The 12,955-nt window shown below is 28.6% G+C and carries 13 protein-coding genes; 3 read left to right on the forward strand and 10 right to left on the reverse strand.

The features are described from left to right. Window positions 1-42: 42 nt before the first annotated feature. The 8 genes from U8307_RS01110 to U8307_RS01145 all read right to left on the reverse strand — a co-directional run bounded on the left by U8307_RS01110 (window position 43) and on the right by U8307_RS01145 (window position 8,736). The gene (locus U8307_RS01110; protein ID WP_326909427.1) at window positions 43-2,115 is read right to left on the reverse strand and encodes a methyl-accepting chemotaxis protein; all 2,073 of its coding nucleotides are present in this window, start codon (window positions 2,113-2,115) and stop codon (window positions 43-45) included. A 150-nt stretch (window positions 2,116-2,265) separates the two neighbouring features. Then, complete coding sequence (locus U8307_RS01115) at window positions 2,266-4,332, reverse strand: methyl-accepting chemotaxis protein (RefSeq protein WP_326909429.1); 2,067 nt, start codon at window positions 4,330-4,332, stop codon at window positions 2,266-2,268. A gap of 169 nt (window positions 4,333-4,501) precedes the next feature. Continuing rightward, the gene (locus tag U8307_RS01120; RefSeq protein ID WP_326909431.1) at window positions 4,502-4,885 is read right to left on the reverse strand and encodes a RidA family protein; all 384 of its coding nucleotides are present in this window, start codon (window positions 4,883-4,885) and stop codon (window positions 4,502-4,504) included. Window positions 4,886-4,895: 10 nt separating this feature from the next. Continuing rightward, window positions 4,896-5,267 carry a ribosome silencing factor gene (gene rsfS / locus U8307_RS01125; protein WP_326909434.1) on the reverse strand — a complete coding sequence of 124 codons (372 nt, stop codon included), beginning with the start codon at window positions 5,265-5,267 and terminating at the stop codon, window positions 4,896-4,898. Then, the gene (gene nadD / locus U8307_RS01130) at window positions 5,264-6,385 is read right to left on the reverse strand and encodes a nicotinate-nucleotide adenylyltransferase (RefSeq protein WP_326909435.1); all 1,122 of its coding nucleotides are present in this window, start codon (window positions 6,383-6,385) and stop codon (window positions 5,264-5,266) included. The genes rsfS and nadD overlap by 4 nt, the downstream gene beginning before the upstream one ends. 1 nt (window position 6,386) lies before the next feature. Then, complete coding sequence (locus tag U8307_RS01135) at window positions 6,387-7,847, reverse strand: PTS system mannose/fructose/sorbose family transporter subunit IID (RefSeq protein ID WP_326909437.1); 1,461 nt, start codon at window positions 7,845-7,847, stop codon at window positions 6,387-6,389. Window positions 7,848-7,855: 8 nt separating this feature from the next. Beyond that, entirely contained in the window at window positions 7,856-8,320 is a 465-nt protein-coding gene (locus U8307_RS01140; RefSeq protein WP_326909439.1) for a PTS sugar transporter subunit IIB, read from the reverse strand. 17 nt (window positions 8,321-8,337) lie between these two features. Next, window positions 8,338-8,736 carry a PTS sugar transporter subunit IIA gene (locus tag U8307_RS01145; RefSeq protein WP_326909440.1) on the reverse strand — a complete coding sequence of 133 codons (399 nt, stop codon included), beginning with the start codon at window positions 8,734-8,736 and terminating at the stop codon, window positions 8,338-8,340. 96 nt (window positions 8,737-8,832) lie between these two features. Here U8307_RS01145 and U8307_RS01150 point away from each other — a divergent pair, with 96 nt between their 5' ends. Continuing rightward, the gene (locus tag U8307_RS01150; protein ID WP_326909442.1) at window positions 8,833-9,093 is read left to right on the forward strand and encodes a cysteine-rich small domain-containing protein; all 261 of its coding nucleotides are present in this window, start codon (window positions 8,833-8,835) and stop codon (window positions 9,091-9,093) included. Here U8307_RS01150 and U8307_RS01155 read toward each other — a convergent pair. Further along, window positions 9,090-9,935, reverse strand: a complete 846-nt coding sequence (locus tag U8307_RS01155) for a histidinol-phosphatase (protein ID WP_326909444.1) — start codon at window positions 9,933-9,935, stop codon at window positions 9,090-9,092. The genes U8307_RS01150 and U8307_RS01155 overlap by 4 nt on opposite strands. Before the next feature lie 167 nt (window positions 9,936-10,102). Here U8307_RS01155 and U8307_RS01160 point away from each other — a divergent pair, with 167 nt between their 5' ends. Next, complete coding sequence (locus U8307_RS01160) at window positions 10,103-10,747, forward strand: hypothetical protein (RefSeq protein ID WP_326909446.1); 645 nt, start codon at window positions 10,103-10,105, stop codon at window positions 10,745-10,747. A 202-nt stretch (window positions 10,748-10,949) separates the two neighbouring features. After that, window positions 10,950-11,651: an RNA polymerase sporulation sigma factor SigK gene (gene sigK / locus U8307_RS01165; protein ID WP_326909448.1), complete on the forward strand. Its 702-nt coding sequence runs from the start codon at window positions 10,950-10,952 to the stop codon at window positions 11,649-11,651. Window positions 11,652-11,722: 71 nt separating this feature from the next. On the opposite strand, the gene U8307_RS01170 is transcribed toward sigK, so the two are convergent. Further along, on the reverse strand, window positions 11,723-12,940 hold the full coding sequence (locus tag U8307_RS01170) for a peptidase U32 family protein (RefSeq protein WP_326909450.1): 1,218 nt from the start codon (window positions 12,938-12,940) through the stop codon (window positions 11,723-11,725). Window positions 12,941-12,955 lie beyond the last annotated feature (15 nt).

Below are 12,955 nucleotides of genomic sequence, written 5' to 3' on the forward strand. Positions count from 1 at the left end.
AAAAAGCTAAAGAGCTGGCTCTTTAGCTTTTTTAGTTTAAAATTAGGAGAAACTTTCACTTTCCTCTTCTTCAACATTAAAATTATCAATTAACTCTTTTAGTATTTGAACTTGTCCAGACAATTCTTCACTATTAGCAGCACTTGCCTCTGCAGTTGCTGCATTTTCTTGAACAACTGATGATATTTGTTCAATTCCGTCTCTTATTTGATTTACGGAAACTGTTTGTTGAGCTGATGCATTGACAATTTCTGTTATCAGATCATTTGTTTCTTTTGTTTTACTTACAATACCTGACAATGATTTTCCTGCTTCATCAGCTAATGATGTTCCTTTATTTATAGCTGTTATTGAATTTTCTATTAATGAAGTTGTTTGTTTAGCTGCTTCTGCTGATTTACCTGCTAAGTTTCTTACTTCATCTGCTACTACTGCAAAACCTTTACCTGCTGAACCTGCTCTTGCTGCTTCGACTGCTGCATTTAATGCTAGTATATTTGTTTGGAATGCTATATCATCAATTACTTTTATTATCTTTCCTATCTCACTTGATGACATACTTATTTCATCTATTGCATCTAACATTTCTTTCATTTGAGCATTACCTTTATCAACTTCATTTGCAGACTCTAATGCTTTTTTACCTGCATTTTCTGCATTTTCCGCATTTGCTACTATTGTTGAATATATTTCATTAATTTCTGCTGATAATTCCTCTATAGAACTTGCTTGTTCAGTTGTCCCTTGTGCTAAAGCTTGTGAGCCACTTGATACTTGCTCTGCATTTATATTAATTGAATCCGATGAATCCTTTATTCTTCCAATTATATCCTTTAATGTACTTGATACTTTTTCTAATGCTCCTTTTAACTTTGCAAATTCACCTTTATAATCATTTTCAAGATCCATTACTAAATTGCCCATTGCAAATTCATCTAATACCATTACACTTTCATTTATATAAATGATATATGATTTTAATCGTTTTGTTAAACTATCTATTGACTTTGCAAGTTCTCCTATTTCATCATTGCTTTTTATATTTATGTCTACATCTAACTCTCCTAATGCTAGTTTATTAGTAACTTCTGTGATTTTCTTAATTGGTTTAGTAAGCTTACCAATAATAATATACATTAATAAAGACAATATTATTATTGTTATTATATAAATAATAATTATTGTTATCATTAAATTTAATTTATTTGCATTAAATTCACCTTCAGGCATAGCTGATACTACTTTCCATCCAGTATCTCCAATTGTAATACTACTTCCCATATATTTTTCATTGTTATATGTGTATTTAATAATTTCATTATTACTGTTATCTATTTCCTGAAGTAAATTATCACTTACTTCTATTTCATTTATAGATTTCAAAATATTATCTTCATCCTTATGTGAAGTAATTACATTGTCGTTTGTTAATAAATAAAAATATCCATTATTTCCTAATTTCGAGTCTCCTACTACTTTGGATAAAGCTTCAATTGTAATATCAATACCTGTAAGACCTACAACTTTATTATTTACCTTTACTGGTGCAGTAATAGTAATTACCATATTACCCGTTGCAACATCTACATAAGGCTCGGTAACGTTTATAACATCATCAGTCATAGTTACATAATAATCTCTAGTTTTCAAATCAAATGATGCATCAGATACTCCGCTTATATCATCTACATAATAAGAAGGATCTGATTCAGCTATATACGCAGATAACATAACATCAGCTTCCTTTTTTTGAGTATCTATTAAAGTTTGTCTAACAATGTCATAACCTTCTACTTCTTCTATTTTATCTCCAATTTCAGCATTAACTAAAAAGCTTTGTAGATTTTTGTCTTGTGCCATCTGTTCAGCTATTGTAATATAACGCAAAAAAAATAGTTCAGCTTCATTGCTTATACTATTTACCGTTTCTTGTAGTATTTGTTTTTCATTTTCAGTAAATCTCGTACTTACAGTTGAACTGATTATAATACCAGTAACAGATAACAATATTAAACTTGCACAAAACAATGCTATAACTAATTTACCTTTAATACTCCTAACGTTTTCCTTTTTCTTGATTTTTCTTTCTTTTTTTTCTCTTTTTTTAATCTTCATTTTAAGCCTCCAAAATTTATAATATTTAATTTTTCACCTCCACTATAATTATCGTGTTTATTTCGTAGAAATTTAGTAAATATAGGAAAAAATAAATAATCTCAATAAGGAATTATTATACACCTTATTGAGACTATTTGATTCTTTTGTTTATGAATTGCTTACAACTTTTTCTTCAACATTGAAATTATCAATTAACTCTTTTAGTATTTGAACTTGTCCAGACAATTCTTCACTATTAGCCGCACTTGCCTCTGCAGTTGCTGCATTTTCTTGAACAACTGATGATATTTGTTCAATTCCGTCTCTTATTTGATTTACGGAAACTGTTTGTTGAGCTGATGCATTGACAATTTCTGTTATCAGATCATTTGTTTCTTTTGTTTTACTTACAATACCTGACAATGATTTTCCTGCTTCATCAGCTAATGATGTTCCTTTATTTATAGCTGTTATTGAATTTTCTATTAATGAAGTTGTTTGTTTAGCTGCTTCTGCTGATTTACCTGCTAAGTTTCTTACTTCATCTGCTACTACTGCAAAACCTTTACCTGCTGAACCTGCTCTTGCTGCTTCGACTGCTGCATTTAATGCTAGTATATTTGTTTGGAATGCTATATCATCAATTACTTTTATTATCTTTCCTATCTCACTTGATGACATACTTATTTCATCTATTGCATCTAACATTTCTTTCATTTGAGCATTACCTTTATCAACTTCATTTGCAGACTCTAATGCTTTTTTACCTGCATTTTCTGCATTTTCCGCATTTGCTACTATTGTTGAATATATTTCATTAATTTCTGCTGATAATTCCTCTATAGAACTTGCTTGTTCAGTTGTCCCTTGGGCTAAAGCTTGTGAGCCACTTGATACTTGCTCTGCATTTATATTAATTGAATCCGATGAATCCTTTATTCTTCCAATTATATCCTTTAATGTACTTGATACTTTTTCTAATGCTCCTTTTAACTTTGCAAATTCACCTTTATAATCATTTTCAAGATCCATTACTAAATTGCCCATTGCAAATTCATCTAATACCATTACACTTTCATTTATATAAATGATATATGATTTTAATCGTTTTGTTAAACTATCTATTGACTTTGCAAGTTCTCCTATTTCATCATTGCTTTTTATATTTATGTCTACATCTAACTCTCCTAATGCTAGTTTATTAGTAACTTCTGTGATTTTCTTAATCGGTTTAGTCATTTTTCCAATTACCGCAGCTAAAATTACTAAGAGAATGGCTATGGCGAAAATATAAACTGTTATAATTATAAGAATTAATTGTATTGTATTAGATGTAAATTCATCCTTTGGTAAGAAAGATAACACTTTCCATCCTGTATCTCCAATTTCTACACTATTACCTAAATACTTCTCGCCTTGATATAAATATTCAACAACATCTTTATTTTTATTGTTAATTGATTGAATTATATTATCACCTAAATCTATTTCATTAATTGACTTTAATATATTATCTTTATTATTATGCATTGCGACAGTATTAACTTTTGTCAACAAAGCAAAGTTTCCAGTGTCTCCTAACTTATATTCTCCAACTGCCTTTGATAATTTATCGATTCCAATATCTACAGCCGTTAAACCTACTATTTTATTATTTACATAAACTGGTGCTGATATCGTTATTACTAATTTCCCTGTAATTGCATCTATATACGGATCAGTAATGCAAATTATTCCTTCTGTAACAGATTTATAGTACTCTTTTGCTGTAACATCATATGTCATATCTGAGTAAATTGTAGGTGAAACTAAATAGTATGATGGATCTCCTTCAGCAATATATGCTGATATTATAACTTCTGAATCCGTTTGTTGCGTTTCTTCAGTAGTTTTAGCTACCGTCATAAACCCTTCAACTTCTTTAATATTATCTCCTGGTTTTGTATTAACTAAGAAATTTTGTATATTTTTATCATTTGCCATTTGTTGTACAATAGTAATATACCGCTGAAAGAAAGTATTAGCTTCATTGCTTACTCCATGTGCAGTTTCATATAGTATTTCTTTTTCATTATCACTGAAATGATTATTGACCATTACACTTATAATTGCACCCGTAACAGAAAAAACTAATAAACATACAATGAATAATACTAACAATAGTTTTCCTTTTATACTTTTTGCACCGGTTTTGTTAACGTTTTCACGAACTCTGCTTTTGTTTTTAAATTTCATTATAATACCTCCTCGTTAATCACTGTTATATTAATTATCGTATTTATATTTAAAAAAATTAGTTTTATAAGCAAAAAACAAGTTTTCCATCTGAAAACTTGTTTTTCAATAAATGTATACAATTAAGATCTTCGGACATTGAAAAAAACGGGACGCATAAAATCGCCCCCTACATTACTGCTATTGCATCGATTTCAATATTAGCATCTTTAGGAAGTCTTGCTACTTCTACGCAAACTCTAGCGGGTTTATGATCCTTAAAAAATTCTCCATACATTTCATTTATTAATCCAAACTGATCCATGTTTTTAATATAAACTGTACATTTTACCACATCCTTAAGAGAAGCTCCACTCTCTTGTAAAATAGCTTGAATATTTTGTAAAGAAATCTTAGTTTCTTCTTTAATGTCATTTCCTTTGTATAAATCCCCAGTATATGGATTAATTGGCAGTTGTCCTGATACATATATAGTATTACCAGCCTTTATTCCCTGAGAGTATGGCCCTACTGCTGCAGGTGCATTTTTAGTTTGTATTACTTCTATTGACATATAAACCTCCCTATTTCCAATTTTTTATACCATATTGTTCAACATCTAAAGAATTATTATCGAGCCATAACGATTCTAAATCATATATATCTCTTTCTTCTCTATGAAAAATATGAACAATAATGTTATCTGTTTCTAATAATATCCATCTTCCAGTTTCAAAACCTTCTTTATGATAAAAATTCATGCCTTCCTTTAATCCTCTATCCAGTACTTCATCTGCAATTGCAACAGTTTGCCTTTCATTATTACCACTGCAAATTATAAAGTAATCAGTTATGGAACTAATTTTAGAAACATCTAATACTACAAAATTATAAGCTTTTTTATTATCACATGCATTTAAAATTACTTCAATTCTTTTTTTGTCGTCTAAATTCAAATTTTACCTCCTTTCTTTAAATATTTTAACGCCTTTAATGATTCCTCGTCAAGTTCAAAATTCCTCTTTTTTACATAATTAATTGTATTCTCTAATGATTTAACTATCGCTTTATCGAGATCTTCATATGCTATTTTTCGAAGTTCTTCTACACCTTCATAATTTCTGGATTGTTCAATTTTATCCGCAATAAAAATTATCTTTTCTAAAGTATTCATTGATTCTTTACCTGTAGTATGACATTTTATTGCATTTAACACATTTTCATCATATACATTAAAAAAGTCCTTTGCTAATTCTGCTCCGTCTTTAGAATGGGAAATATTATCGCCAGCTTTTTTTGATTTAGCACAATCATGTAGAAGTCCTGCTAATTTTGACTTATTAATATCTTCATTATATTTAACTGCAAGTTTTTCTGCTTCTTCCATAGTTCTTACACAATGATTAAAAACTTTAGAAGTAGTAATACTTTTAAGTTTTATTTTAATTTGCTCTATATCATTATTATTTAAAGTATAAATACTATTTTTAATTATGTACTGTTCTACTATCTCTGGTAGCAAATATTTTGATGTTTTTCCATATTTAAATCTTTGCCTAATATCTGTAGAAGAAATTTGCAACATAGGAACCTGTAAGATTTCAATATTAGCTTTGTATTTTTCTTTTATTTCATTAATTTTCAATTCAACTTCATTCTTATTATTTCCAGGCCTTGAAACCGCTATAAATTTACATAATTTAAGTAAAGTTTCTGGCTTATACCAAGTAGATATTTCTATTATAGCATCCATACCTGTTATAAAATAAAACTCAGTATTTTTATAATGTTTTTGAAGTTCTACAATTGTATTCAGAGTATAGCTTTTACCTGGTTTATTAATTTCAATATCAGATACAGTAAATTTATCATTTGTTACTATAGCTAAATTAGTCATTAAATATCTATCATACGAACTTGCACCAATCCCATTTTTATGTGGAGGGTTTCCAGCTGGTATAAATATTATTTTCTCCAAATTATATATATTTAATACCTCGTTTGCAATAACCAAATGACCAAAATGTATCGGGTCAAATGTACCTCCCATAATTCCAATTCTCTTGTTTTTCATGCTAACTCCTCATATGTTTTCCTATTAAATATATAGTATATATGATTGTTAATATTATAATAACTAAAACAATATATAAATTCTCTCGAAATGTTTCTTGACTTAAATTAATAAATTTACCTGTGCATGCACCTAATAATGCTGAAAATATATATGAAGAATACCGTTTAATTTTGCTTTTCTTAACAAAATTTATCCTTTTAATCAGGCTTCCTTTGCCTTCATAATAGCCCTTCATCCAACCAGTATAAGATAATAGTAAAATTATTATACCAAGTAAAATAATAGGTAATAAAGCTACATAATAATTTTTATCTAAAGACAATAAAATGGATAAGGTAATAAACATAGGTGTTAAAACAACTTGCGTATAAGAATCTCCTAAACCAGCTGCAATACCCATCATTCCTTTTTTTATATACCCAATATCACTGTTTTCATTACTAATTATTTTTTTTTCTTCCAAAGAAATTATATATCCATGAATAGGCGTTCCCATATTTGGTTCAGTATTGAAAAAGTCAGAATATTCATGAATAACTTCAGAAACTTTATTATTACCCTTATACAATTTTTTTGCTATGTTTTTCATACTATGAGCAAATGCCATACCTTGTAATCTGTCATAACTATAACATGAATGAGAAAAGTTCATCCATATAATCCAAGAGTAAACTAAATCCTTTTTATTTATATGTAAACTTTCTTGTTTATAAGTAAACCCTGATATATCTTTTATAATATCTTTATATGATAATATTAATAAAACTACAATTGTGATAAAAAATAAAAAAGAAGAACTTATGTTAAAAAATAATACAATTAGTAAAAAGGAAACAAAAATTAAAATAAAAAGTATTTTTTTCAGATTAAAAATGATATTTATAATAGAACTAAATGTTAATAATATACCCATTATAAAAAATATATTTTTTATACTTTCATAATAAATAAAATTATTTAATATAATCATTGTTCCAATGGAAAATGCAATTACAACAGTACTCATTAAATATAAGAGCAATTGTGGTAATAAACCATTATAAATTGCTATATTTGGATTAAGACCTTTATTATATTTTTTTTCATAAATTTTTACAAAAACTGAATTTATATTTAAACGATATTTCCATATTAAAATACCAAAAAAACCAAAGGGATATGCAATTGCAGCTGATTCAACTGGTGATAATCTAAATATAACAGCAGCAACAGCACTGATAACTGCTGTCAGACATTGATCTCCTTTAAAAGAGCCTCCCGTTGAAACGAAATCTATATATATTAAGTTTACTATAGCTCCTGTTTGTAATCCTGTTGTTATGTCTCCCAGTATCATACCCGCTAACATTCCAGATACTAAAGGTCGATATAATGTATAATATCCAATTCCAAAAGATAATGCAGTACTACTACCCCAAAAATATAAAATACTTATTAAAATAAATTGAAATTCTGTCATGTCTTTACCTATTCTATTATAATAGCTTTGTCATTGGGGAGCATTTGAACTTCTACTCTTATTCCCTTTTCAGACATTCTTTTTAACATATTCAGTTCATTCTCGCTTAAGTGTATAGCATTTTTAAATTTTGTACGATTATGACTGTTACTTATACCCCCAATATTTAATTTACTAATTTTTATACCTAATTTAATTAATTTATCAACATTTTCTATATATCTGCTAAGAATAAAAAGTCTTGAGCCCTCATCATTTAAATTCAAATAATTCCTTGAATCTTCTACAGACAAAACATCCACCTTTACATTATCAGGTGCTGCTTCTTTTATCAACGTTGACATAAACTCATCCTTTGAATATTCATCGTCAACAATTAATATTTCGTCTGCTTTTAAATAAGGTATCCAAGACACTATGACTTGACCATGTAAAAGCCTATCGTCAATTCTTGTCAATAAAATATTTTTCATGTTTCCTCCATAATAATCTAGTCTGTCGAGAATTTATCATTAACAAATACTATGCTTTTCTTACCGTTTTTTATTATTTTTTCCGCAATATCACTTAAACTGTAAGAAGTTCTATTTACAGCTATATCAATAAATAAAGGAAAATTAATTCCTGTTATATGATAAAAATTTCTATTTTTCATTGCTTTTGTAACTGCCATATATGGACTTCCACCATACATGTCAGTAAATACTATTAATTCATCCTTTGATAGTCTCTCTATTACTTCTTCAACTTTTTTAGAAAATTCTTCAAAGCTTTCTCCACGATGAAATGATATGCTTTCTGCATCTTCAACTGTCCCAATTATTAATTCAGAGCTTTTTAATAATTCTTTTCCAAAATCGCCATGTGTAACGAGCAAAATATTAATCATAATATCATCTCCTTAATTTTATATTATTATTATAGCATACAATTTGTATTTTTTGTATTACTATGTTATAATCAGTTAAAAAAATAGGAGTGTCAAATGAGTAAAGAACATTATAAATTTTTTCAAAATCAACAATGTGAATTTTTCCCATGTCATAAAACAAAAAATATAGAAGAATTTAATTGCTTATTTTGTTATTGTCCCTTATATATGCTTAAAGACAACTGTGGGGGTAATTTTATAAAAAACAACGGCATTAAAGACTGCACAAATTGTCTTTTTCCTCACTCAAAAGGAAGTTATGAAAGAATTATGTTAAAAATGAAAGATGTAATAGAAGAAGGTAGCAAATTTTAATTTATTAATTGCTTCTTCCAACCATCTTTTGATAAATATGATAGACTTTCAAATCCTAAGTCAAAAACAAGTTTATACATTTCATCGAAGTTACATGCAATTCCATTAATATCATGAGCATCGGAATTTATTATAATCGGAATTCCTTTTTCTTTTATCATTTTTAAAATAAAAGTTGAAGGATATTGTTCTTTTGTATAACCCCTGGCAATCCCACCTGTATTAACCTCTATAATAGATGAAGTTTTTTTAATAATATTCAAACATTTTTCTATAATTTGAATATACCAGTCAGATTTTTCATCAAATAAAATATTGTTTTTATTGTTTTTCTTAAATAAATCTAAATGTCCTATTATAGGAGGTTCATACTTGACAACCATTTCTGAAATATGATTATAATAAGTTTCCACTGCAAGCTTTGTATTTTCATTAAAACTTTCCTTAATACCAAGTATAAGCTCTTCAATATTATAATCAACCGTCCACATTACACCATTTTTGAAGGTATCTAGATAATGTACAGAACCTATGTAATAATCTAGCCTATCCATTAATTCTATAGAAGTTTCCTCAAATCCGATACCAGGTATATAATCTAATTCCATTCCAACGAAAATTTCGATTGTATCTTTATACTTTTCTTTAAGTAATTCGATTTCAGTAATATATTTCTCAACATTATATTTTTGTATATTCCAATTCGACACAAATTGTGTTGGCCCATGAGAAGAAATACCTATAGATTGCATATTGCTGTTTATTGCAGCTATAACCATATCTTCAGCGCAGTATTTTCCGTCACAATAATTTGTATGTGTATGTAAGTTAGTTAAGTGCATCTTATCACCACCACCAGTATTTTATCTATTAACATAGAAATTATTTTACCTTACTATTTTATACGAAGTTAATAAAATAGTAAAGAAACATTTTTATATTTGATTCACTAATATCATTCTGTTACGTATATTAATTGTAAGAAATCTAATGAAGTTTGGAGGAAAATATGAATTATTCAAAATATAATAACAGAAATAATATGCCACACTATGATTCGTTGCCCTTTAGCAGTTCTGAGAAGAAAACATATATAAGGGATAGATTAAATGCTATGGAAAACACAACAAATGACAGAATGCCTGGTATGCCTGGAATGCCTGGAATGCCTGGAATGTCTGGAATGCCTGGTATGCCTGGTATGCCTAATAATGACCAAAGACCTCGTATTCCTATAAATGGAACTATGCCATTCATGCCAAATGGTGATATGCCTGCCATGCCATATGGACCTAATGGTGATATGCCTTACATGCCTAATAATGATATGCCTGCCATGCCATATGGACCTAATGGTGATATGCCTTACATGCCTAATAATGATATGCCTTATTTACCATATCCAAATGGCGATATGCCTGCTATGCCTTTCATACCTGATAGTGAAATGCCAAATGGTGAAATGCCATCTATGCCTTTTATGCCAAATGGTCCTATGCAAAACGGTCCTATGCCAAATGGCGATATGCCTGCTATGCCTAATGACGGAAATATTTACCCAGGTATGCCTGAAATGCCAAATCAAATGGATTGTCAACAATTGTTGGAATTAATGCAACGTATGAATTGTTTTGAAAATATGGATGAAGAGTAACCTCTTTATAACTTTCTCCCACTTTTATAAGTGGGAGAGCAAGTCGAAATTTATCTATTTTTGTGTATTTCCCGAAAAATAATAGTATAGTATATACTTAATTAAACTAAATTTAATATGTCTACAAAATTTAATAAATTGTACATACACCATTTTTGCATTTCCTGCATATAATGTAAGGTAACTCTGGGGGGTGGTTTTTTTGATTGAAAATGTATTACAGTTAGTGTTACCATTTACAATCTTCATCTTTGGTTATATCACAAGCGGAAGCTCCTTCCCGCAGCCCTTAAACAAAGATGAAGAATTAGAACTAATTTTAAAGTCTAAGGATGGCGATTTAGAAGCTCGAAATACTCTTATAGAAAGAAATCTTCGTTTAGTTGCTCATGTTATAAAGAAATACAAGTCTGTTGGTATAGATCAAGAAGACTTAATTTCTATTGGAACCATTGGTCTAATTAAAGCAGTTTCAACATTTGATAACAATAAAGGAATTAGGTTAGCTACCTATGCAGCAAAATGCATAGACAATGAAGTTCTAATGACTATTAGGAGTGACAAAAAACTAAAAAAAGAAATCTCTCTACAAGGACCATTAGGAACAGACAAAGAAGGTAACAATATTTATCTAATTGATATTATAAAATACGAAGGTGAAGAAATTGTAGGAAGGTTAGATAAAGAAGAAAAAATTAAAACACTACAAAAAATATTAGATAAAACACTGCAAGAAAGAGAAAAAACTATCATTGAATTAAGATATGGCATTAGAAACCACGAACATAAAACACAACGAGAAATAGCAAAACTACTTGGTATTTCTAGGTCTTATGTATCACGAATTGAAAAAAAAGCACTAAAAAAACTCCATGATGCTCTCGTTGTAAATGTTGGTAAATAATACATATTATGTTACAATTTATAAACAAAAGCATTCATTCTATTGAATGCTTTTGTCTAATTACTTTATTTTTAAATTTTTTTTCTTAAAATAAAATATGGTTCTACATCTTGTGATATATCAATCTGTACAATTTGTTGGGCATGTGGCGCTGAATCTATCTTATTTCCTTTTTCATCACATAAATTTTTTGCTATTACTTCAAAATGCTTACCTTTAGGTCCAAAGCACTCTAAAGTATCTCCTTCACTAAATTTATTTCTCTGCTCAACAATAGCAGTACCATCTTTTTTACTATATGACCTAATTATACCAACTACATCATAAGTGCGAATATAACTACTAGATGTATATAACTGTCCATCTTTATAAGGATTTCCAAAATAAAATCCATATGAATAGTCTCTATGAGAAGACTTTTCAAGTTCTTCTTTCCAATATTGTGTATTTCTTTGATTTTCAGGTAATGATAATTCATTTAATGCATTTCTATATGATCGTACAGCTATTGCCGTATAATATTCACTCTTATTTCTTCCCTCTATTTTCATTGCAGTAATTCCTAAATCTGCAAATTTTTGTACATGTTCAACCATACACATATCTTTAGAATTCATTATAAATGTTCCTTCATCATTTTCTTCAATAGGATAGTATTCTCCTGGCCTCTTTTCTTCAACTAAATTATATTTCCATCTGCAAGATTGGGCACAGTCTCCTTTATTTGAGAATCTTCCTGTCATAAAGCTACTTAATAAACATCTGCCAGAATAAGAAATACACATTGCTCCATGAACAAAAGTTTCAAACTCTAAATCTTTAGGTGAATTTTTAATTATTTCTTCTATTTCTACAAAAGATAACTCTCTAGCTAACACTATACGATTAACACCTTGTTTATACCAAAATCTAGCAGTTTGATAATTTGTTGTATTTGCTTGAGTACTAAGGTGAATTTTCATATCAGGTATCGTTTGTTTTATTATTTCTATTATCCCTGGATCTGCAACTATTAATGCATCTACTCCTATTTTTTGTAAATATTTAAGGTATTCTTCAATTCCTTTTAAATCCTCATTATGAGGAACTATATTAACTGTTATATTTGATTTTCTACCATACTTATGGCAGTATTCTACTCCATTTTCTAAATCTTTACTAGTAAAGTTTTTGCCTCCTGCTCTCATTCCCATTGATTTACCAGCAAAATAGACTTCATCTGCCCCATATTCTACGGCCATAACTAATTTATCAATATTTCCTGCAGGTGCTAATAATTTTGGTAACATATTTTCTCCTTTTTA

It is taken from the genome of Sedimentibacter sp. MB31-C6 (genome assembly GCF_035934735.1).
In the GTDB taxonomy this organism is placed as follows: domain Bacteria; phylum Bacillota; class Clostridia; order Tissierellales; family Sedimentibacteraceae; genus Sedimentibacter.

What these genes read in the sequence shown, in the direction of transcription:
- U8307_RS01110 (WP_326909427.1), bottom strand. Translation starts at nt 2,115, where the DNA reads ATGAAGATTAAAAAAAGAGAAAAAAAAGAAAGAAAAATCAAGAAAAAG.
- U8307_RS01115 (WP_326909429.1), bottom strand. Translation starts at nt 4,332, where the DNA reads ATGAAATTTAAAAACAAAAGCAGAGTTCGTGAAAACGTTAACAAAACC.
- U8307_RS01120 (WP_326909431.1), bottom strand. Translation starts at nt 4,885, where the DNA reads ATGTCAATAGAAGTAATACAAACTAAAAATGCACCTGCAGCAGTAGGG.
- nadD (WP_326909435.1), bottom strand. Translation starts at nt 6,385, where the DNA reads ATGAAAAACAAGAGAATTGGAATTATGGGAGGTACATTTGACCCGATA.
- U8307_RS01135 (WP_326909437.1), bottom strand. Translation starts at nt 7,847, where the DNA reads ATGACAGAATTTCAATTTATTTTAATAAGTATTTTATATTTTTGGGGT.
- U8307_RS01140 (WP_326909439.1), bottom strand. Translation starts at nt 8,320, where the DNA reads ATGAAAAATATTTTATTGACAAGAATTGACGATAGGCTTTTACATGGT.
- U8307_RS01145 (WP_326909440.1), bottom strand. Translation starts at nt 8,736, where the DNA reads ATGATTAATATTTTGCTCGTTACACATGGCGATTTTGGAAAAGAATTA.
- U8307_RS01150 (WP_326909442.1), top strand. Translation starts at nt 8,833, where the DNA reads ATGAGTAAAGAACATTATAAATTTTTTCAAAATCAACAATGTGAATTT.
- U8307_RS01155 (WP_326909444.1), bottom strand. Translation starts at nt 9,935, where the DNA reads ATGCACTTAACTAACTTACATACACATACAAATTATTGTGACGGAAAA.
- U8307_RS01160 (WP_326909446.1), top strand. Translation starts at nt 10,103, where the DNA reads ATGAATTATTCAAAATATAATAACAGAAATAATATGCCACACTATGAT.
- U8307_RS01170 (WP_326909450.1), bottom strand. Translation starts at nt 12,940, where the DNA reads ATGTTACCAAAATTATTAGCACCTGCAGGAAATATTGATAAATTAGTT.